This window comes from Shewanella frigidimarina NCIMB 400 (assembly GCF_000014705.1).
GTDB lineage: Bacteria > Pseudomonadota > Gammaproteobacteria > Enterobacterales > Shewanellaceae > Shewanella > Shewanella frigidimarina.
This window is the reverse complement of the sequence record NC_008345.1, coordinates 3,063,091-3,083,322: the sequence shown is the minus strand read 5'-3', so window position 1 is coordinate 3,083,322 and position 20,232 is coordinate 3,063,091. Positions and strand designations below refer to the sequence as shown.

At 40.9% G+C, this 20,232-nt stretch carries 20 protein-coding genes; 13 read left to right on the top strand and 7 right to left on the bottom strand.

The genetic code is table 11. The annotated features are described in order from the left end of the window. Positions 1 to 148 precede the first annotated feature (148 nt). The 6 genes from pspA to SFRI_RS13195 all read left to right on the top strand — a co-directional run bounded on the left by pspA (position 149) and on the right by SFRI_RS13195 (position 4,575). Positions 149 to 832 (top strand): phage shock protein PspA, encoded by a 684-nt coding sequence (gene pspA, locus SFRI_RS13220; protein WP_011638028.1) that lies wholly within the window; start codon positions 149 to 151, stop codon positions 830 to 832. 19 nt (positions 833 to 851) lie between these two features. Continuing rightward, positions 852 to 1,091 carry an envelope stress response membrane protein PspB gene (gene pspB / locus SFRI_RS13215; RefSeq protein WP_086019761.1) on the top strand — a complete coding sequence of 80 codons (240 nt, stop codon included), beginning with the start codon at positions 852 to 854 and terminating at the stop codon, positions 1,089 to 1,091. Beyond that, a complete protein-coding gene (pspC, locus tag SFRI_RS13210) occupies positions 1,078 to 1,473 on the top strand; it encodes an envelope stress response membrane protein PspC (protein ID WP_011638026.1) in 396 nt (131 codons plus the stop codon). The genes pspB and pspC overlap by 14 nt, the downstream gene beginning before the upstream one ends. A gap of 53 nt (positions 1,474 to 1,526) precedes the next feature. Continuing rightward, positions 1,527 to 2,969 (top strand): YcjX family GTP-binding protein, encoded by a 1,443-nt coding sequence (locus tag SFRI_RS13205; protein ID WP_011638025.1) that lies wholly within the window; start codon positions 1,527 to 1,529, stop codon positions 2,967 to 2,969. A 35-nt stretch (positions 2,970 to 3,004) separates the two neighbouring features. Further along, on the top strand, positions 3,005 to 4,096 hold the full coding sequence (locus SFRI_RS13200) for a TIGR01620 family protein (RefSeq protein WP_011638024.1): 1,092 nt from the start codon (positions 3,005 to 3,007) through the stop codon (positions 4,094 to 4,096). A gap of 140 nt (positions 4,097 to 4,236) precedes the next feature. Continuing rightward, the gene (locus tag SFRI_RS13195) at positions 4,237 to 4,575 is read left to right on the top strand and encodes a ComEA family DNA-binding protein (protein ID WP_011638023.1); all 339 of its coding nucleotides are present in this window, start codon (positions 4,237 to 4,239) and stop codon (positions 4,573 to 4,575) included. 89 nt (positions 4,576 to 4,664) lie between these two features. Here SFRI_RS13195 and SFRI_RS13190 read toward each other — a convergent pair whose 3' ends face one another. After that, the gene (locus SFRI_RS13190) at positions 4,665 to 5,402 is read right to left on the bottom strand and encodes a YciK family oxidoreductase (protein WP_011638022.1); all 738 of its coding nucleotides are present in this window, start codon (positions 5,400 to 5,402) and stop codon (positions 4,665 to 4,667) included. Positions 5,403 to 5,661: 259 nt separating this feature from the next. Between SFRI_RS13190 and SFRI_RS13185 the strand changes: the two genes are divergently transcribed. Together SFRI_RS13185 and sohB are read left to right on the top strand one after the other, a co-directional pair. After that, positions 5,662 to 8,151, top strand: a complete 2,490-nt coding sequence (locus SFRI_RS13185; RefSeq protein WP_011638021.1) for a VolA/Pla-1 family phospholipase — start codon at positions 5,662 to 5,664, stop codon at positions 8,149 to 8,151. Positions 8,152 to 8,273: 122 nt separating this feature from the next. Further along, positions 8,274 to 9,284, top strand: coding sequence for a protease SohB (sohB, locus tag SFRI_RS13180; RefSeq protein ID WP_011638020.1), 1,011 nt, complete (start codon positions 8,274 to 8,276; stop codon positions 9,282 to 9,284). A gap of 87 nt (positions 9,285 to 9,371) precedes the next feature. On the opposite strand, the gene SFRI_RS13175 is transcribed toward sohB, so the two are convergent. Both SFRI_RS13175 and SFRI_RS13170 read right to left on the bottom strand, forming a co-directional pair. Next, on the bottom strand, positions 9,372 to 10,439 hold the full coding sequence (locus SFRI_RS13175) for a DUF3083 family protein (protein ID WP_011638019.1): 1,068 nt from the start codon (positions 10,437 to 10,439) through the stop codon (positions 9,372 to 9,374). A gap of 175 nt (positions 10,440 to 10,614) precedes the next feature. Further along, a complete protein-coding gene (locus tag SFRI_RS13170; protein ID WP_041413097.1) occupies positions 10,615 to 11,172 on the bottom strand; it encodes an arylesterase in 558 nt (185 codons plus the stop codon). 61 nt (positions 11,173 to 11,233) lie between these two features. Here SFRI_RS13170 and SFRI_RS13165 point away from each other — a divergent pair, with 61 nt between their 5' ends. Both SFRI_RS13165 and SFRI_RS13160 read left to right on the top strand, forming a co-directional pair. After that, positions 11,234 to 11,983 carry an ABC transporter ATP-binding protein gene (locus SFRI_RS13165; protein WP_011638017.1) on the top strand — a complete coding sequence of 250 codons (750 nt, stop codon included), beginning with the start codon at positions 11,234 to 11,236 and terminating at the stop codon, positions 11,981 to 11,983. After that, the gene (locus SFRI_RS13160) at positions 11,983 to 14,466 is read left to right on the top strand and encodes an ABC transporter permease (protein ID WP_011638016.1); all 2,484 of its coding nucleotides are present in this window, start codon (positions 11,983 to 11,985) and stop codon (positions 14,464 to 14,466) included. The genes SFRI_RS13165 and SFRI_RS13160 overlap by 1 nt, the downstream gene beginning before the upstream one ends. Before the next feature lie 66 nt (positions 14,467 to 14,532). Here SFRI_RS13160 and SFRI_RS13155 read toward each other — a convergent pair whose 3' ends face one another. Then, positions 14,533 to 14,787, bottom strand: coding sequence for a TIGR03643 family protein (locus tag SFRI_RS13155; protein ID WP_011638015.1), 255 nt, complete (start codon positions 14,785 to 14,787; stop codon positions 14,533 to 14,535). 439 nt (positions 14,788 to 15,226) lie between these two features. Between SFRI_RS13155 and SFRI_RS13150 the strand changes: the two genes are divergently transcribed. Next, positions 15,227 to 16,090 carry a DUF4010 domain-containing protein gene (locus tag SFRI_RS13150; RefSeq protein ID WP_011638014.1) on the top strand — a complete coding sequence of 288 codons (864 nt, stop codon included), beginning with the start codon at positions 15,227 to 15,229 and terminating at the stop codon, positions 16,088 to 16,090. Positions 16,091 to 16,238: 148 nt separating this feature from the next. After that, complete coding sequence (locus tag SFRI_RS13145; RefSeq protein ID WP_011638013.1) at positions 16,239 to 16,928, top strand: pseudouridine synthase; 690 nt, start codon at positions 16,239 to 16,241, stop codon at positions 16,926 to 16,928. Between the two features lie 89 nt (positions 16,929 to 17,017). Here SFRI_RS13145 and SFRI_RS13140 read toward each other — a convergent pair whose 3' ends face one another. Beyond that, positions 17,018 to 17,521 (bottom strand): lactoylglutathione lyase family protein, encoded by a 504-nt coding sequence (locus SFRI_RS13140; RefSeq protein WP_011638012.1) that lies wholly within the window; start codon positions 17,519 to 17,521, stop codon positions 17,018 to 17,020. Between the two features lie 315 nt (positions 17,522 to 17,836). Here SFRI_RS13140 and SFRI_RS13135 point away from each other — a divergent pair, with 315 nt between their 5' ends. Further along, positions 17,837 to 18,736 carry a LysR family transcriptional regulator gene (locus SFRI_RS13135; RefSeq protein WP_011638011.1) on the top strand — a complete coding sequence of 300 codons (900 nt, stop codon included), beginning with the start codon at positions 17,837 to 17,839 and terminating at the stop codon, positions 18,734 to 18,736. Positions 18,737 to 18,794: 58 nt separating this feature from the next. Here the strand turns inward: SFRI_RS13135 and SFRI_RS13130 are convergent, their stop codons facing one another. Then, entirely contained in the window at positions 18,795 to 19,694 is a 900-nt protein-coding gene (locus SFRI_RS13130; protein WP_011638010.1) for a TIGR01777 family oxidoreductase, read from the bottom strand. Positions 19,695 to 19,775: 81 nt separating this feature from the next. Next, positions 19,776 to 20,144, bottom strand: coding sequence for a dihydroneopterin triphosphate 2'-epimerase (gene folX / locus SFRI_RS13125; protein ID WP_011638009.1), 369 nt, complete (start codon positions 20,142 to 20,144; stop codon positions 19,776 to 19,778). Positions 20,145 to 20,232: the final 88 nt, after the last annotated feature.

Sequence of the window (20,232 nt, the reverse complement as noted above, 5' to 3'; positions counted from 1 at the left end):
GGTGAAAATCATAATAAATGGCTTGAGTGTTAAAAGAAAGCAAAAGTTAAATATTTGTTTAAGCCTATGATGTTGTTGCATTTGTAAATGTTGGCACGTAATGTGTAATACCAACTGCGACATCCACGTTAATTTTGAGGAACACATTATGGGAATTTTCTCTCGCTTCGCAGATATCGTTAATTCTAATATCAGCGCAATACTTGATAAAGCCGAAGATCCAGAAAAAATGGTCCGTCTTATCATTCAAGAAATGGAAGACACACTTGTTGAAGTACGTTCAACCTCCGCTAAAGTATTGGCAGAGAAAAAAGAATTACTTCGTCGGATTGCTCGTGTTCAAGAGCAAGTTCAAGATTGGCAGAATAAAGCTGAGTTAGCGTTATCCAAAGATCGTGAAGACTTAGCCAAAGCCGCGTTGAGTGAAAAGCAAAAAACAGTGGGTTTATTGCAAACACTTGAAATGGAACTGCAAGTTGTTGAAGAGCATGTCGCTCGTTTAAAAGATGAAATCGCTCAACTTCAAGAAAAATTGAATGATGCTCGTGCTCGTCAAAAAACCATCATAATGCGTAAGCAAACTGCCACTTCACGTTTAGAAGTCAAAAAGCAGCTTGATTCAAGCAAAATCGATGATGCAATGATGAAGTTTGAACAATACGAGCGCCGAGTTGAAGGACTTGAAGCACAAGTAGAATCATATGATTTAGGTAAAAAGAACGTTCTAGCTGACGAGTTTGCAGCATTAGAAGCAGAAGATTCTGTGAATGATGAATTAGCAGCATTAAAAGCAAAAATGAGTGCGAAAGCACAACCTAAATCTAAAGCGTAAATTTATTCAGAGGTGAGTTATGGATATGGATCTTCTTATTGCACCAATTATCATCTTTATGGTTGTTGTGGCACCTATCTGGTTGGTTCTTCATTATCGCAGTAAGCGACAAGTGAGCCAGGGGCTCACCGAGGAAGAATTTAACCAGCTTAATGGTCTCATTGCGAAAGCTGAAAAAATGAGCGGTCGCATTGAAACATTAGAAGCGATTCTAGATACTGAATCACCAGAATGGAGAGCGAAACATGGTCCCATCTAATGGTCGTACTCTATACCGCAACCCAAAAAATGGTAAAGTGGCTGGGGTGTGTTCAGGTATAGCAGATTACTTTAACTTTGAAACATGGCTAGTGCGAGTCATTGCTGTGTCGATATTCTTACTCGGTGGAACAGGGATTGTGTTTGTTGTTTATATTGCCTTATGGATGATATTAGACATCAAACCACAAAACTTAGACAACAAAGAACATCACAAAGATATTGAAATTAAAAAGAAAATTTGGCAAGCAGGTGAACCTGCAAAGCAAGCGTTGTTTGATGTTAATCGTCAATTTAACGGATTAGAACTCCGTTTAAGACGACTCGAAGAACATGTCACCTCAGACAACTTTGATCTTAAACGCCAAATCAATAGTCTTTAATCCTTCTAATGGGCGGTTATCCGCCCGTGTTTTTTGGGGAGCCATCAGCCATCATGAGATTTTTAGATCGTTCCTTGTTTAAAGTCAGCCAAACGGCTCAGTCTATTGTTAATCGCAGTACCGATCGTCATGTTAGATTAGCCGTCACAGGGTTATCTGGTGCAGGTAAAACCGCTTTTATTAGTGGCTTAGTAAACCAGTTATTGCATGCTGGCAAAGGTGCCAAGCACAATCCTTTACCATTATGGCAAGTGGCTCGCGAAGGTCGACTAATTGCTGTCAACCGCGCCATGCAACCCGATTTAGACATTGCCAGTTTTGATTATCAAGGCGCAATGAATGCATTATGTTCGTCGCCTCCGTATTGGCCTGCTTCAACCAAAAACATTACCGAATTACGTTTAGCGATTAAGTATCAGCCTCAGCAAGGTTTGTTAGCAAAGCTAACTGATACCGCAACCTTGTACGTAGATATTGTTGATTATCCAGGTGAGTGGTTACTTGATTTACCGATGCTTAAACAAGATTTTACTCAATGGTGTTTATCACAACAGGTTAATGTGACATGTTTACGTAACTCTCCCTTATTTAGCGCATTTACCCAAGCTGTAGAGACGTTAGAGTTAAGCCAATTAGCTGATGAGCAGCAACTTAAGTACATTGCTGATTTGTACCAAACTTTATTGGTCGACTTGGTTAGACAGCAGGGATTTTATCACGCTCAACCAGGGCGTATGTTGTTACCGGGCGAATACGAAAATACCCCGTTATTGACATTTTTCCCATTGCTTACCTTAAGCCCAATTCAGCATTCAGAGTTATCAGCAAGTCCAAGCGATTCAAATTATCATGTCCTTAAGCGCCGTTATGAACAGTACGTATCACAAGTTGTTAAGCCATTTTACCGCGACTACTTTTCTCGATTTGATCGCCAACTAGTGTTGGTTGATTGTTTAAACGCACTTAATCATGGTCAGGCACAGTTTAATGACATGGGGCGCGCATTAAACAGCATTATGGAAAGTTTTCAGTTTGGCCAGTCGAGCTTAATTAAACGTTTATTTTCACCGCGGATAGACAAAGTGCTTTTTGCTGCCAGCCAAGTAGACAGAGTGACCCGTGATCAGCAAAGCCATGTGCTTAGTTTGTTAACCGCAATGCTGCAACAAAGCCAGCATTATGCCAACTTTGAAGGCAGTGAAGTTGAAACCATGGCGATAAGTGCGATTAAGGCCACTCAACACGGGATGGTTAATATAGAGGGTGTTCAACAAGAAGTGGTAAAAGGCACTGGGCTTGATGGTAAGCAAGTCACCGTATATCCAGGAGATGTGCCCACATCATTACCCGATGCAGAGTTTTGGCAACAACAAGGGTTTAGCTTTAGTGCTTTCCTACCGCCCAATTTGAGCCATATCCATGATAATAATCCGCAATTCGAACACATTCGTCTCGACCATCTCTTGGAGTTTCTATTAGGCGATAAATTGTCTTAATGGTTTTATTTTGAGAATAAATGTGAGCATTAGTTATGAATGAACCTACACGTAATTCGCCGATAAAAAAATCGCAAATATTTACCGAGTCAGATCTTATTGTGACAGATGAGAACCCATCAGCTGAAGAAGCAATTAAGCCGACTAAATCATTTGAAGAAATTGACTTTATTTGTGAGCAATCGCTATCAGAATTGCCAGCAGCAATGGACGACAGCATTAAACCCGCAAAGGCTAAGCGTTGGTCGTTATTGGCTTTATTATCGGTAATTGGTTTGGTGTTATTGGTTATCGTACAAACCGTGATGGGGTTAATTGACTCTTTTCAACAAAGTCCGTGGTTATTTGGTTTTTATGCTTCTGTGTTATCCATTGTTAGCTTATGGGCCACGGTCATTACGGTTAAAGAATGGCGTAAGTTGGTTAATCTTAAACAAGTCAGTGATCATCAAAGCACAGCTGAGCGATTATCCCAAAGCATGCAAATGGGCGAAGCCAAAACGTTTTTGGCACCAATATTAGCCAAATACCCAAATAATCAGGCTAAACAACAATATTTACAAGCCTGTAGCCATGAACATAATGATGCAGAAATCGTGTTGTTATTTGAAGATATTGTGCTATCCGAGCGCGATTTACTGGCGAAGAAACGCGTTAACCGCTTTGCTGCTGAGTCGGCATTATTATTAGCAGCAAGCCCATTAGCTGCACTGGATATGGCGATTATCTTGTGGCGAAATCAAAAAATGATTAATGAAGTCGCTGTCATTTATGCTGTGGAGCTGGGTTACTGGAGCCGCATAAAACTGATTCGTAGTATTGTGACGAATATTATTTATGCTGGCAGTACCGAGGTGATTACCGATTTAGGTACCCAATTATTATCAGTAGAAATGACCGGCAAGGTGTCTGCTCGAATTGCACAAGGGCTTGGCGGTGGTTTACTTACTGCAAGGTTAGGGTATCAAGCCATGAGCTTGTGTCGGCCGATCGCATTTAACAAACACAACAAGCCTAAATTATCCCACGTTCATCAACATTTACTCGGTGAATTAAAGCAGTTTACTTCGTCAATGATGTCTAAAAGTAAACCGAAACAAAGTCAGACTGTTGATAGTAGCGAATAAAATAGTATTTTTTTTGTACAATTCGATTTTGTTGACTACAGTTAGCCTCCGATTCGGAAATCGTATAGCGTTCTGAATCTTTCGAGCTTGGTAATGGAGCAGGATGCATACCAGCAAACTAAGGAAGAAAGGAGATTTTCATGAAGTTATCATTGACATTAACTGCATTAATTACGTGTTTATGTTGTTTACTCAGCAGTAATTCTTTTGCTGCAGAAGCGGCAAAAGCAATGGCAGAGCCTACAAAGAAAGTCACAAAATCGATTGAGAAAAAGTCAACGGCTATGCAAAAGGTCAATATCAATAAAGCCAGCGCTGTGGAATTACAAGCACTGAAAGGTATTGGGCAAGCCAAAGCAAAAGCGATTGTTGACTATCGAACCAAAAACGGCAAATTTACCGATCTGAAACAGTTAACCATGGTGACAGGAATTGGTGAAAAGTTAGTTAGCCAGAATACCGAGAATATGAGCTTCTAATTGAGACGCTTATTAATACAAAAACGGAAGCTATTGCTTCCGTTTTTTATTTCAGCGAGCCCAAATACAGGTTAACTAATACAGGTTAACTATTGTGCATTAAGTGCTTGGCCATTGGTGTCGATAGATTCATTACCCATTAAGAATAAATAAGTCGGCATAATTTGCTCAGCTGTTTTTAGTGTTTGTGGATCTTCAGCTGGATAAGCTTTTGCTCGCATTTCTGTACGAGTCGCACCTGGGTTAATACTATTAACCCTTACAGAGGTATTATCACACTCATCAGCTAATACTTGCATCATGCCTTCGGTGGCAAATTTAGAAAATGCATAAGGTCCCCAATAAGCACGACCTTTACGTCCAACACCGCTTGAAGTAAACACAATTGAAGCATGCTCGGCTTTACGCATAATAGGCAATAATGACTTGGTCATGATGGCTTGAGCCGTGACATTAACCTTTAAAATGGTTTCAAGCGAGGTTAAATCAATATGCTCAAATGGACCTAATGCCCCCAACTGAGATGCGTTATGCAATAAACCATCTAAATGACCAAACTGTTCGGCAATGGTGTCTGCCATATCAATATAATTCTGTTCGGTCGCGCCTTTCATATCTAACGGCACAATGGCTGGCTTTGGATAACCGGCATTAACAATTTCATCGTATACATTTTCGAGTTTTTTAACGGTTTTACCGAGTAAAATTACCGTTGCGCCGTGTTTGGCAAATTCGATTGATGCTGCACGACCAATACCGTCTCCAGCGCCCGTAACCAAGATTGTTTTGTTATTGAGTAAATCTTTTGCAGCTTGATATTCCAACATGATTGATTATTTCCTCTTAGCGCAATCGCCCGTCAAATCTAGTACCGGATAAAAAATAAACGACCGTTTGAAACAAATGATTAATAATTGTATGTGAATAGGTCATTTGCATGTAACAAACTTGTAGCTAACTCAATAATTTTACGTTAACTTGAGAATAGTTAAGGACTAACATAAGTCCTTATGGTCGCATGATAGGACTATTGTGACCAATTCTTGGGGAAAACAAAATTATTAAAACAAGATTTGGGGAAAAAAGATGAAAAGACTCATTTTGGGTGTTGCAATAACATCTGCTCTTGGCTTGACAGCATGTGGTGGTGACAGTTTTAACGAAGCAGTAGATAATGCTGAGCCGTTAGTACCTGTTTCACATATGCAGTTTGATCCGGCTAATAGCAAATTACCATTACCAAACGATTTACTTTTTAGTGGCACAACCGATGGCACATTAAATATACCCGGTGAGGATGGCGTAGATTATGTTAACCCTCAGCTGGCATTAGGCGCATTAGACGGCTGGTCAACGAGTTCTCCTATTTCAATCACTGTCGAACTTGCTAATGATTTACAGGGCAATGCATTAACGTTGGATGCCGCCTCGGTATTTCAACCAGGTGCAGTACGCATGTTTGAAGCGACTGTCGGCGGAGCATTATCAAGTGATGCTGAGTGTAAATCAGCACCTTCAGTTTCAGCCTGTAAAGTAGGTGAAGAGCTTCAATTTGGCGTTGACTTCGTATCAAAAGCATCAGGCAATAAAGTTGCCATAGTACCGATTAAACCATTAAAGGCTGGCCAGTCTTATATCTATGTGACTACCGATCTTATTCAAGACTCGTTAGGCCGTGGTATTGCTCCGTCAACAACCTATGGTCTGTTAAAGTTAGATTTTGAAACTCAGCAGCTTGAAACAGAACAACAAAAAATGCTGCAGTATCTGGTCAACAGTTATGAAAAAGGTGTTGCTGCAACACATGGCGTTGACCCTGAATCGATTAGTTTTTCTGGTTTATTCACCACTCAGTCAGTCGCTGATGTGTATGAAACCACTAAATTATTGATGGCTTCTAATCCTGCTTACACACCTTCATTTGTGCAAGCTCCTACGCCAACAGGATTCACAGTTGCTCAGGCTGCTGGGTTAACGCCAGCATCGGGTGCAGCCTATGTAGTCGCCGATATGGCAGATCTTTATACTGCCAAAATTAAACTGCCAATCTACGGTGATTGTTCATCAGCTGGCTGTGTGATCCCAATCGTCGATGGTGCTCCAACAGCACCTAATGGCCGTTGGTTTGCTCAAGGTGACAGCCCTGTGTCGGTATTGCTAGCTTTACAGGCTGGTACATTAAGCCAAGCTAACTTTTTTGCACAAGCATCTGATAACGGTGTAGATCCTCAAGCAGCATTGGGTAATCCTGCATTGCTTGCAGGTAAACAGTGGAAACTTGACGATGGTACTGCTGCAGATAAAACAAAACATTTAACCAAGTTTAACCCTATTCCGGCTATCAAAGGTTATGAAACTGTTTCAGTTCAAATTACCTTACCGAATGCGGCTAAGCTTGCAGCATTTACCGCTGCGCAAGGTGGAACTTTTGTCCCTCCAACAAGTGGTTGGCCAACAACAATTGCAATGCATGGTTTAGGTGGTGGTAAAGAAATGGCACTAGCTTATGCTGGTACATACGCAGCAGCTGGTGTTGCTACTATTGCGATTGATATGCCATTGCACGGTGCTCGTTCATTTGACTTAGACAAAGACGGCACTTATGAAATCTCTGCAACAGCCCCTGCATTTGGTCCTGTAGTAGGTACACCTGATGCGTTCACGAATGGTAATCCATTAGTGTTTGTTAACATTGCCAGCACATTAACTGTGCGTGACAATTTCCGTCAAGCAACTTTAGACCATTTAGGTTTAAGATTATTATTGACTGGAATGGCGCAACAACTCGCTGCGGCAAATCAACCTCAAGTATTTGATGTGTCTAAAATCAGTGCTCAAGGTTTGAGTTTAGGTGGCATTGTGGGCACTACGTTCTCTACTTATGCCAGTACTGGATTAGTTAATCCTATGACGGGTGATGCTTTGCCTAACGCTTATGCAATTAATGCAGCATCGTTAGTCGCACCTGCTGGTGGTTTAGCTGGAGCATTTGCGGGTTCTGCTGCATTTGGTCCACAGTTATTTGCCAATGTCACAGCCTCTAGTACGTTTGCCGCTCTCGTTACTGCTGCAAATACTGCAGGTTATGAGGAAGGTAGCGCCGAGTATGCTGCTTTAGTTCAAGCTGTGTATGCTGAATTTATACCGACATTTGCTTTTGCAGTGCAAACAGCAGTCGATTCTGCTGACCCAATTAACCATGGCGAAAAATTAGCTGCTACTGGTTTACCTGTGCATTTAGTTGAAATAGTTGGCGACGGTGCAGGTAACTTAGGTGACCAAACATTACCTAACAGCGTTGAAGGTTTCCCATTATCGGGTACTGAACCGTTAATTGCCTCGCTGGCGCTAGGATGTGTAGATACAACTACACCAGGTTCTGGTGCTGTACGCTTCTCTAAAGGTCATCATAGTTCGATTGTTAGCCCTGGTGAAGTAGATGGCGTTACCGACGGTATGGCTGCTGCCGCGACTGTTGAAATACAGTCTCAAGTTGCAGGTTTTGCAAAATCAACGGGATTAGGACAAGCAACGATTGTTGTGACTAATAGCGATGTGATCCAAAGCTGTAACTAATGCTTACTAATTAGTGCGCAATATCTTAAAAAACCCAGCAATTAGCTGGGTTTTTTATTGTCTACTTATTAGTTATTACTGTTAAAATACCGCGAGATTGTCATCCCTGTATGGAGCGAGTTTTGGAATTTTTATATGAATACGGCCTATTTTTAGCAAAAGCGGTAACCATTGTTGTCGCTATTCTAGCGGTAGTAATATTTGTGCTGGCGGCTAGCATGAAAAATAAATCTGATAAAGGTGAGCTAAGACTGACTGATATTTCAGATGAACTTATGCAGTTAAAGCATCAGTTGAAAGAAGAGTTACTGCCTAAAAAGCAATTTAAAGCCTATGAAAAGCAAGTAAAAGCAGCCGAAAAAGCTGCTGAGAAACAAAACTTAACCAAAGGCAAAGTATTCGTTATCGATTTTAAAGGCAGTATAGATGCCAATGAAGTCTCGTCATTACGCCAAGAAGTGACCGCAATTATAACCATCGCAGATAAAGACGACCAAGTGTTGGTCAATGTTGAAAGTGGTGGCGGCATGGTTCATGGATATGGCCTCGCTTCAAGCCAGTTAGACCGTTTGCGTCAAGCCAATATCCCGTTATCTATTTGCGTAGATAAAGTGGCTGCAAGTGGTGGTTATATGATGGCGTGTGTGGCTAATAAGGTTTACGCCGCACCGTTTGCGATAGTGGGCTCAATTGGGGTGATTGCGCAAATCCCCAACTTTAATCGTCTGCTAAAAAATCATGATATTGATTATGAGCAGCACACTGCTGGTGACTTTAAACGTACCTTAACCGTTTTTGGTGAAAACACTGATGAAGGCAGAGCTAAGTTTCAACAGGAATTAGAAGAAACTCACGTGCTTTTTAAAGAGTTTGTCGGCCGTTATCGTCCTAATATGGACATTGCTAAAGTCGCCACTGGTGAACATTGGTATGGCCAACAAGCAATTGATTTAGGGCTTATTGATGCGGTTTCTACCAGCGATGATGTAATTTTAGACTTGGTGAATACCCATCAAGTGATTAAAATTCAATATCAAATGAAGAAAAAGCTAGCGGATAAAATTGCTCATGGCGTTTCACTATCAGTGACCACTATGATGAATCGTTTTGCGGAGCGTAATCAATCGGTGTAGTACAGTAACAGCAGTACAACGCAATTGATTAAAGAAAAAAACGACAGCCTTGGCTGTCGTTTTTTATATTGCAAAGCTTATGAGTGACTAAGCTTTGTAACTGATGTGTTGATGGAAACGTAAAATGACATCGGCGTGTTCTTTATCAATGTCGAACTCATTGGTAAATACACGTATAGCTTCTTCAACTTGATTCATAAACCGACCATAACCTTCATCTGTTTCATCACTTTTACCTGCGACAATCACAAATCGGAAAACGTCTACAAGCTTGTTCGCATCCCAGTGACAAATTGGCTCAGGTGATTCGGCATGAGGATCAAACCCGACCATCTGAAACTCATTTGTACTGGTTAATTGCTCATACTTACTGTTACGTACTAGCGGTATTTTACCATTAGCAACTACTGCAACACGATTAAGCTGTTTGCTTTTTGTCGCTTCGATAAATTTGTCACATACCTTTTGATAAACACTGGTAAAGTCGGTGGTATCATTTGCAAGTAACTGCTTCTTGATACGACGATCAACTGGAATGTTAATGGTGACATAATTGAGCGTGCTGACATTTTCTGGAAGCTCGCAATGACGTCGGTGATAGCGACTATCAACAGCACGTAATTTATAACCGTAGGTTTCTTTTAGTCCTTTGGCTTTGGCAAAGAAGTCATAAGAAATATGCTGGTGGTCACGGACTTTAATTGGCACATTTTTAACAGGTAATAATGGTTTTAATTCAGCTATAAATTTTTTCACATGCGAGTGAAATTCCGCCGAATTACTGCGAAGGTCATTGCCTGTGGCTAAAAATACAATTCTAAGTTTTCTAGCTCTAAAGCCTGCAACGCTGTGTAAACGGTTAGCTTCATGGTGTGCAGGGTTATAGAAAAAACGTAATTGCTCGTCTGTGGTTAAGCAATAAGCCTCACTGTGATAGCGGACCATAGGTAATTTATCAGTGGTGACAACGTGAACGTTGTACAATTCTTGTTTTTCGGCTAGTTGATAGACAAGTTTACTAAACTCATCATAACAAGTTTCTAAATCACTGTATGCATTAAGATATTCATCAGTTAACGGAAAACCAATGGTAATGTATTGATTTTTACGTGTTGCTGTTGGCAGGTATACTTTTTTTTGACGACTGACGGACATATTATTTCCTTATTGCCTTTGTTGTTGTCTAAAGTTTATCGTTATATGTTTATGCTTATTTAATGCGCTTGCTGAGTGTCCATTTTAAACATTGATGCTTAAATTAAAATGACTTTCGATCACTTTATTAAAATGTTTTTAACATGTTGAACAAAACTTGTTCAAATTTAAGTATTTACTCGGATAAAGCTTGTGTGATCCAAGGTAACATTAACAGCGTAATAGTGTCTTGAGCTTGTTCATTTGGATGAATTCCATCGCGCTGCATAAGTGCTTTGTCGGTGGCAATATCTTGCATGAAAAAAGGGATCAACTTAATTGTATATTGTTCGGCCAGTTGATGGTAAATCTGAGTAAAAGATTTGGCATACCTAGGGCCGTAATTCGGTGGTACCATAATCTCAGTTAATAACACTTTGGCGCCTTGTTGCTGCGATAGGGTAATGATTTTTGTAAGATTTGATTTCAGTTTATTAGGCGGAAAACCTCGCAGTCCGTCGTTACCACCTAGTTCAATGACAATCAGATCAGGTTTGCTTGAGGCCAGTAAACTCGGGAGTCTACGCAATCCTCCCGCCGTTGTTTCACCACTAACAGAACCATTAATTACCTGATGTTGAGGCAACTGGTTACGTAACAATTGTACCCATCCCTGATCTTCTGGCATGCCATAACCTGCACTTAAGCTATCACCTAATATCAAAATCGTGGCAGCATAGGTTGGTACACTCATAACTATCAGTATAAACACGCTGGTAAGCACGCGTTTAAGTGACGAATATAAGAAGGATTGTATGTCTAATAATATCGATCGAAATACCAGTGCCATTACTGTAACTAACCTCAATAAAACTGTCGTGACCCAAGAGGGAGAGTTGACTATCCTCAACGGCATTAATATAGAAGTCAAGCAAGGAGACAGTATCGCCATTTTGGGGCCATCAGGTTCAGGTAAGTCGACACTATTGGGGTTACTTGCAGCATTAGATACTCCTACCTCTGGTGAGATAGTGTTAGATGGCGTGGCATTATCTGGATTAAATGAAGAGCAAAAAGCAGCGCTTCGTAAGCAAAAAGTCAGTTTTATTTTTCAGTCATTTATGTTGGTTGATACCTTAACCGCGCTTGAAAACGTTATGCTACCCGCAGAGCTTGCTGGGGTGAAAGATGCCAAGCAGAAAGCCCAAACCATGCTTAATCGCGTTGGTTTATCTCATCGATTAAATCATTTACCTAAACAATTATCGGGTGGTGAGCAGCAACGTGTGGCGATTGCCAGAGCTTTTATTTGTGAACCCAAAGTGCTGTTTGCAGATGAACCAACAGGCAACTTAGACAGTGTAAATGGCGATAAAATTGCTGATATGTTGTTTGCGTTAAACCAAGAAAGTGACACCACGTTGGTGTTAGTGACTCATGATTTGCATTTAGCAAAACGTTGCGCACGCCAATTAGTGATGGAGAATGGTCATTTATCTGAACCATACGCAGATAATCTGAAGGCTGCCCATGTGAGCGCGGAACATGCTGAGGAGGTTAACTAATGGAGTGGCAAATTGCGTGGAGATTGTTTAAACGTGAACTCGCTCAAGGGCAATTAATTCTTATCGTGTTGGCTATTACGTTAGCGGTGTTGTCCGTTACCGGGCTAGCGCGGGTTAGTGAGCGTTTACAAGTGGCCATTAATGGCGAAGCCTCTAACTTTATTGCCGCTGACCGTATTATTGACTCTCCGGTTGAACTTGATTCACAAGTCCTTACTGTTGCCGATGAGTTAGGCCTTGCCCACGTCACTAACATGCAATTTAACTCGATGGTGTATTCGGGCGATAAATTTCAATTAGTGACCGTTAAAGCAGTAGGTGAGGGCTATCCGTTAAAAGGCGATATAGAGCTGAGTAACGGTGTCACTCGAGCATTACCAAGCAAGGGACAAGCATGGTTTGAAAATCGCTTAGGTGGTTTGCTTGGCTACCCTAAAAGCATTGAATTGGGTAATAGTGAGTTATCGCTAACCGAAGAGATTAGTCGTTTACCGGATGCGGGGTTTAATCCGTTTGCGTCTTCACCAGTATTACTCATCCGTTTAGATGATGTGGCGGCGACGGGTATTATTCAACCCGGTAGTCGGGTGACGTATTTATACCAATTTACTGGTAATGCAGAGCAATTAACCGCATTTGAACTGCAAGCTAAACCTTTGCTCAATAACAGTCAACGTTGGGTCGATGTGCAATCGGGAGATTCCCCGATAGCTTCAGCTGTGCAACGTGCGGAGCGTTTTTTACTGCTAGCCAGTTTACTTGGGATTGCCTTGGCGTGCGCTGCCATTGGTATTGCAGCACAGCGTTACTGCCAACGCCATTATGATGTTGTGGCCATGCTGAAAACCTTTGGCGCTTCAGGCAAGCAAATTCGGGTGTTATTCGGACTGCATTTGTCGTTAGTGACCTTGTTGGGTATTGTACTGGGGTTACTGGGCGGGTTATTGCTCGACATTGGCATTACGGCATTTTTACCACCAGAAATAGCAGCTTATTCTCCACCGTATTTACGCCCTGTTTTATTAGGTGTAAGCACGGGACTGATCAGTGCATTTATGTTTTCTGCTTATCCGTTAATGCGGCTGTTAGCCATTCCGCCATTAAGAGTATTGCAGCGCCAATTAGAAGGCTTGCAGCTGGGCATGTGGCTCCATTTACTATTAAGCTTGGCCGCAATGGCCTTGTTGGGGTATTTGTATTCAAGAAGTTTAGCATTGACGATGACAGTGGTACTTGCAGTATTATTGTTAGGTTTTTTACTCAGTGTGCTGGGCTTTGTGATGATCCGTTTTGGTCATGGCATTGGCATGAAAACCACCAATCCTTTTCAATTAGCACTAGCCGGTCTGCGTCGTCGAGCTCGTCAAAATGCTGTGCAATTGGTTGGATTTAGCAGTGCATTGGTATTATTGCTAACCATCTTGGCTTTGCGTCAAGATTTACTCAATGAATGGCAAAAGCAGTTACCAGAAAATGCACCTAACTACTTTCTAGTTAATATTGCCCCTGAGGATGCTAAGCCGTTAAACGACTTTTTAAGCCTAAATCATATTAACGCGACTGATATTTATCCTGTGGTGCGCGGTCGACTCACTCATATAAATGACGAAGAATTGATTTCAGGTAAACAAGCTGAAAACGGTGCTGAAGGGCGAGTGGGGATTTCTCGCGAACTAAACTTGACCTATCGAGATACTTTACCGCCAAATAATAAGTTGCTTGAGGGCAAGTTTAATCAAGCTGCTGATGATGTTTCGGTTGAGTCCGGTGTCGCTGATAGGCTAGGAATTATACTTGGCGACAAGCTCACTTATAGCATCGATAATCAATCATTTTCGGTGAAGGTTGCCAGTATTAGACAGGTCCAGTGGGAAACCCTACAACCTAACTTTTACATGATATTCACCCCTGAAGCGTTGGCGCCATTTGCCTATACTTCGATGGCCAGTTTTCACCTTAATGATGCGCAATTAGCGGCGGATGGTAGCTTACTGAGCGCCAATCAAGTGGTATTACAACTAATCCAACAATTTCCAACAATATCGATTATTGATGTTGGGGCGATGGTTGAGCAGTTGCGACAAATTATCGATCAAGTGTCGTTGTCATTGTCATTGGTGTTGGCATTAGTGTTGTTGGCCAGTGCTTTGGTGTTGATTGCGCAAACGGAAGCTGGCATGGCGACTCGACAACGAGAACTCGCGGTGTTGCGAACTTTTGGCGCATCGGGTTGGTTACTTCGTGCTTCTACTGGAATTGAGTTTGCTTTGCTTGGTGCAATTGCCGGTTTATTAGCGGTGATTGTGGCAGAATTTGCTTTATACATGTTAAAAACTCAAGTGTTTGAGCTGGTTGTATATATGCATTGGCCGTGGTGGGCGATTACTCCAGTCGCAGGGGCGGTAATTGTGGCTATTTTAGGTGTTTGGCGTTGTCGACAGTTATTGAATATGTCTTGCAGTGAGATGCTAAAAGCGGGTTAAAACACCGGCTAAAAGTATAAAAGGGAGATGCTTAGTCATCTCCCTTTTTTACATTAGTTGATATGGCTACTTTGATCGCATTTTATATTGGGTTGGACAATACGCTCTATCAGTACCTTCAGGTCGTAATTTAAGGTGTTTAGTTTTACGGCCACTGACTCGTGCACGCCATAATTTAAAACTACTGGATTTAAGTGAATTGCGCATAAGTTTAATCACATTCGATTCATTTAAACCGTAAAGATGTTCAATAGCTTCAAATGGCGTTCGGTCTTCCCATGCCATTTCAATAATCCTTGAAGTCTCGTGCGGTGATAGCATGGCGTTTGATAATATTTATTGGGTTTGCACCTTAGTACGTGAGTTATCAGAATTTAGATTAATCAATTTAGAATATGTGTTTAGCGTATTGGATGTTGAATGATTATCTGAACAGCATATTAGCGGACAGTTAGATGCTGACATTACTAGGTTGTTGCTCATTATCGATGATGAGTGCGGTAGGTTTAATATTATTTCACCCGCCAAACAGTGTTATAAAATATACCAAGTCACATTAGCTTCGGATTACTCAGCAGGGCAAGCACTTGTTTTATCTCTTAATCGTTTTTAAGTTGGTTTACTGTATAGTTAAGTTATATTGAATAGTGCTCCGAACCGATCTCGTGGAGTGTAGGGCTAATTTTGTGACAAAGTGTAAGTGCTGAAGATTCATAATTTAGTCCACCACGATACATAGTTGTAGAGGCAAATATTGTCGATGGAACATAAGACACCACTCTCATATCATTTTAAAGACAAACATATATGGTTTGACATGACCATGTTGGCGGCTTTGTTCGTGGTGGCAGCCTACGTCCCTCTATTAAAAATTGTTCCTTTGGTTGCCTGTCTAGAGTTATTCAGCTTTTTTAGTTTTCACTTGCTAGCAAAGCGCAGTCGCTTCCAGTTACAGGGTTTTCTGGGGGGATTTATTTCCAGCACGGCTGTTTTTTTACAAATATTGAATGATAAAAAATTTGCATCAACAAGTGAGCGTGACTTGCTACTGACATTGTTGTTTGCTTTATGTTCTATGTTACTGGAATGCCTATTTATTATCTTTTTTTTGGCAGACCAATTACCCTTTATTTTTTATATTCCCTTTGTCACGCAATTATTGTTTTTTATTACGGCGATAATATATGCGCAGTTTCACTCCAATTTACTTTTTTTAAGTAACCAATCAGGGCAACCAACAGTTGATATTGAGTTATTAATTGATCATCCGATAAATTGGAAAAATGTTGCTAAGCTATCTATTTTTATTCTCGGACTTGTATATGCCATGCATTTTATCGGCAGTGAACTCGGTCTCTCGCGAGGGATCAGTACTTTACTGGTATCATTTTTTGAAGCTCATGCCATTCTTGTATCGGTGATGACCGAATGGTCTATGAATCCAAAGGATATTGATTTAATCAATTTATTGTTGTTAATTTTACTCGGTAACACCATCAGTAAATCGTACTTGGTATTTAAAGGAAGCAATTTTTCTCACAAATGGTTTTTTATTGCGATGATGTTTGTGGGGTTTGCGTTAAGTGTCGGTGCTACGTTTTTTTACTCTTTTTTACTTGAGTAATGTGTTTGCGATTCTCCATAATAAAACAAAGCGCACTTTACGTCTGTGACATAATACCCTCCACCATTGACTGCATATTTGACGAGACAAAGCATAATATCCGCTTAAGTAGCCAATAATAAATGATTATCCCAAGTTAAGGTTATTTATGCGTCTTGATCGATTTATTTGTAAAAGTACTGAGCTAGTAAAGTATGACGCGATCCAGCTAATTCATAATGGTGAGGTGTTCGTTAATGGTGTGGTTGTCAGGAATGAAGCTGTTCAAGTTCATGAAAATAATGACATCAGCTTAAACGGTCAAAAGCTTGCAGCTCGAGCGTTTCGTTATATGTTAATCAATAAACCTGCCAATACTCTTTGTTCTAATGTCGATGGTGTCTATCCGTCGCTATTCTCATTAATTGACGTCGAACGACCATCTGAGTTGCATATTGCCGGAAGGTTAGATGCCAATACAACTGGGTTAGTGCTTATTACCGATGATGGCCGTTGGACATTTGCTATCACGTCCCCGTCTGGACAATGCCATAAAGTTTACCGGGTTAAATTAGCTAAGCCGATAGCAGCAGATGCCGGAGAGTCTTTTTTACAAGGCATTGCTTTGCAAGGGGAGCAAGAGCTGACATTACCGGCACAGTTGCAAATTATCACACCACAAGAAGTATTACTGACCTTAACTGAAGGTAAGTTTCATCAAGTAAAAAGAATGTTTGCTGCGGTGGGCAATAAAGTGGTGTCACTGCATCGTGAAAGTATTGGTGCTGTGAGTGTCGATGTAGCCGAAGGGGAGTGGCGTTATTTAAGTGTAGATGAAGTTCAGTCTTTTTATACATAAAAGATCGCCGCAGAACGACAGTGTTAGTATCGTTCTGAGGCGCAACCTAGCAGCATTAAGCGCAACTTATGTTGGCTAATTAACACAGGTTAATTATAAGCACCGCTAGCATAATGTAGCTCGTAGCTGTGGCTATAGATTTCTAGAATATTACCAAATGGGTCTTCCATGTAGATCATGCGATATGGCTTTTCACCTGGGTAGTAATAACGTGGTGCTTTCATGCGTTTTTTACCGCCAGCAGCAACAATTTTTTCAGCGAGTTCTTCAACATTTGGGTCTTGCACGCAAAAATGGAAGATGCCTGTTTTCCAGTATTCAAAATTATCCTTTGGATTTTCCTGATTGGTAAATTGGAATAATTCGACACCGATTCGGTCACCAGTTGAAAGGTGAGCGATACGGAATGATCCCCAACCTGCACCAAATACGTCAGTACACATTTCGCCGATAGGCGTGTCTTCTTCAACTATTTCTGTAGGCTGCATAATTAAATACCAGCCTAATACTTCGGTATAAAATTTAACGGCGGCGTCTAAGTCTGGAACCGAGATACCGATGTGGGAAAAACTGCGTGGATATGTATTACTCATTTTAACCTCTTTACACTGAATTTGTGTGTTGCCATGTAGCTCGTCATTCCGAGTTGATAATGTCAGTATAGGAAGTTCAGACATGAATGTTAAATTATCAAAAATACTCATAATGATAATTTTTAGTTATTAATCGTGTCGCTATAATATTAAGAATTGTTATGATAGCGTTGTAGTTTTATCGTTTCGGTTAATAGTCCTTAAATTAACAGCACTTAAGTTAATAGCATTCAGGTGAATAACATTCAGATTAAAGCCATCCGTGATTGTGTCATGGGTGAGAAATCAATATTTGGGGCAGAGTAGAGGCGTGACATGTTAAATCAACAATGGTTAACAACATTTATTAAACTCGTCGAAGTTGGGCATTTTACTCATACTGCAGAGCAACTTTTTATGACGCAACCTGGCGTGAGTCAGCACATTAAAAAGCTCGAGCAGCAAGTGGGTGTTGATTTACTCATTAGAATTGGAAAAAGCTTTGAGCTAACTGAAGCTGGAATAGTGTTGTATCAACAAGCATTAGTTTGGCAGCAGCAGCAACAGCAAGTTTTGTCGCAATTAGCGGTTGATGATGAGCATGTCGGCGATTGCCGTTTAGCGTGTTCGGGATCGATGGCGTTGCTTTTATATCCTCACCTTATTGACTATCAGTTGCCATATAGTCAATTACAAATCTATCTGGAAGCGGCGCCTAATAAACGCATTATTGACAGTGTTATGACCAATACCATTGATGTGGGTATAATTACGCAGCCGATTAATATGGATGAGCTGGTGGTGACTCCATTAGCTGCGCAGTCTCTGTGTCTGGTGTTACCTCAGTCGTACTTACATCAATCGGTTACATTTGAACAGCTCATGGAGCTTGGAATGGTGAGCCACCCTGATGCGATGCATTATTGGTCGCAAATAGTCGGCCAGTATTTTACTAAAAAACAAGCGTTGGCATTGCAGGTGCCCATTCGCAGTTACGTTAATCAGTTGAACCAAATTCTTGTGCCAGTGGCTAAAGGGCTGGCATTTGCTGTACTACCACAATTTGCTGTTGACCATTTTGGCCAACAACAGCATATCCGCGTAGCATCTTTTACCACCGAGCAAGCCAACAATGTGGTGGTCAGTGAGCCATTGTTCATTATTTACAAAAAACACCGACCACTTGCGCGTCGCTATGGACCGATAATCGACAAAATTAAACAGTTGGTTAAGTGATGCCCATTAGCCAGGTGACTTAGCTCAGTGACTTAGTACTTTGAGCTAGCACTTTGAGTCAGTTCGCTGAGTGAGTAATATGATCTAATGCGCTGTTGATATCAGAGTATTTAAACTCAAAGCCAGCTGCTAAAGTTCGTTTAGGTAACACAAATTGACCGGTAGTAAGCAACTCTGACATTTCACCCATTGCTAGTCTTAGAGCCAATGGTGGTGTGGTTATTTTGGCCGGACGGTTTAACGCATTACCTAATGCTTTAGCAAATTTGGCATTGCTAACAGGCTGAGGTGCGGTAGCATTAAAAATGCCTTGTAAATCTGTGTTGCTGAGTAAGTAGGCCATCAATGAAATTAAATCATCAACATGGATCCAACTCATACCTTGCTCGCCACTGCCTATTGGACCGCCTAAACCAAGTTTGAATGGAGGTAACATTTTTGCTAATGCGCCGCCATTCTTCCCAAGCACAATACCTATGCGAGTAATACACACTCGGGTCTGTTGTGACTGGGCTTGAAGTGCGAGATCTTCCCATTTTTGGCATATATCATGGCTAAATTCTGCATGAAAACCACTCGTTTCATCAACTGGATTTTGGTCTTGTCGGCCATAGTAACCTACTGCTGAGGCACTAATAAACGTATGCGGTGGCGTGGTACTTTTACTAATAAGCTGAGTTAACGCTGCCGTGATGTCCCAACGGCTGTCGCATATCAGTTTTTTCTGCTTGTTACTCCAACGTTTATTGACTATCGGTTCGCCGGCAAGGTTGATCACTGCATCAATATCGTTAAGGTCTGATTTATCAGTAAGGGTTTGCCAATATTGATGATGGCTACCAAGATTATTTTTAGCGTTATTAATATTTCGCGTCAATATGATCAGTTGATGCTCACTAAGCGATTTAACTAAGCGTCGGCCAACAAACCCTGTTGCACCTGTGATTAATATTTTCATCTAAGCTCCCCTTTACTCATTAGAACAATATACGATGGTAACCTTAAAAAATGATCACAAATACTGCACGTAACATGTCTGTTATTGCGGTTTTTGATAGCATAATTCCATCGACACTGAGTCTGCAAAGCGCAGTGCATGGGGTTTATCTATTTCAACACTGGCAAATTCAACCCAATCATGTTCGCTAGCAATGGCAAGAGTTTGGTTTGTTAGGTTTTCCAGTAAAGAAAAACGATTATTTTCAATCAAGGCAATGATTTTTTTAGTAATGGTGCGATAATTCAACGCATCAGCGACATTGTTGCTGTTTCGCGCTTTGTCGGCACAATAATGGATAACCACATTGATGATGACATCTTGTTGGTTATTGATTTCATCTTCTTTAATGCCGATATAGGTGCGTAAACGTAAGTTTTTAATGCGTATAATAGCGGTTTCTGGTTTCATATTGAGTGAGTGGATCCCTAAAAGTAGTTGTAAGCCAATATTGTCATCAATTGATATATGAATCGACAATGAATTTTAACTTAGTTTG

What these genes read in the sequence shown, in the direction of transcription:
- pspA (WP_011638028.1), top strand. Translation starts at nt 149, where the DNA reads ATGGGAATTTTCTCTCGCTTCGCAGATATCGTTAATTCTAATATCAGC.
- pspB (WP_086019761.1), top strand. Translation starts at nt 852, where the DNA reads ATGGATATGGATCTTCTTATTGCACCAATTATCATCTTTATGGTTGTT.
- pspC (WP_011638026.1), top strand. Translation starts at nt 1,078, where the DNA reads ATGGTCCCATCTAATGGTCGTACTCTATACCGCAACCCAAAAAATGGT.
- SFRI_RS13205 (WP_011638025.1), top strand. Translation starts at nt 1,527, where the DNA reads ATGAGATTTTTAGATCGTTCCTTGTTTAAAGTCAGCCAAACGGCTCAG.
- SFRI_RS13200 (WP_011638024.1), top strand. Translation starts at nt 3,005, where the DNA reads ATGAATGAACCTACACGTAATTCGCCGATAAAAAAATCGCAAATATTT.
- SFRI_RS13195 (WP_011638023.1), top strand. Translation starts at nt 4,237, where the DNA reads ATGAAGTTATCATTGACATTAACTGCATTAATTACGTGTTTATGTTGT.
- SFRI_RS13190 (WP_011638022.1), bottom strand. Translation starts at nt 5,402, where the DNA reads ATGTTGGAATATCAAGCTGCAAAAGATTTACTCAATAACAAAACAATC.
- SFRI_RS13185 (WP_011638021.1), top strand. Translation starts at nt 5,662, where the DNA reads ATGAAAAGACTCATTTTGGGTGTTGCAATAACATCTGCTCTTGGCTTG.
- SFRI_RS13175 (WP_011638019.1), bottom strand. Translation starts at nt 10,439, where the DNA reads ATGTCCGTCAGTCGTCAAAAAAAAGTATACCTGCCAACAGCAACACGT.
- SFRI_RS13170 (WP_041413097.1), bottom strand. Translation starts at nt 11,172, where the DNA reads ATGAGTGTACCAACCTATGCTGCCACGATTTTGATATTAGGTGATAGC.
- SFRI_RS13165 (WP_011638017.1), top strand. Translation starts at nt 11,234, where the DNA reads ATGTCTAATAATATCGATCGAAATACCAGTGCCATTACTGTAACTAAC.
- SFRI_RS13160 (WP_011638016.1), top strand. Translation starts at nt 11,983, where the DNA reads ATGGAGTGGCAAATTGCGTGGAGATTGTTTAAACGTGAACTCGCTCAA.
- SFRI_RS13155 (WP_011638015.1), bottom strand. Translation starts at nt 14,787, where the DNA reads ATGCTATCACCGCACGAGACTTCAAGGATTATTGAAATGGCATGGGAA.
- SFRI_RS13150 (WP_011638014.1), top strand. Translation starts at nt 15,227, where the DNA reads ATGGAACATAAGACACCACTCTCATATCATTTTAAAGACAAACATATA.
- SFRI_RS13145 (WP_011638013.1), top strand. Translation starts at nt 16,239, where the DNA reads ATGCGTCTTGATCGATTTATTTGTAAAAGTACTGAGCTAGTAAAGTAT.
- SFRI_RS13140 (WP_011638012.1), bottom strand. Translation starts at nt 17,521, where the DNA reads ATGAGTAATACATATCCACGCAGTTTTTCCCACATCGGTATCTCGGTT.
- SFRI_RS13135 (WP_011638011.1), top strand. Translation starts at nt 17,837, where the DNA reads ATGTTAAATCAACAATGGTTAACAACATTTATTAAACTCGTCGAAGTT.
- SFRI_RS13130 (WP_011638010.1), bottom strand. Translation starts at nt 19,694, where the DNA reads ATGAAAATATTAATCACAGGTGCAACAGGGTTTGTTGGCCGACGCTTA.
- folX (WP_011638009.1), bottom strand. Translation starts at nt 20,144, where the DNA reads ATGAAACCAGAAACCGCTATTATACGCATTAAAAACTTACGTTTACGC.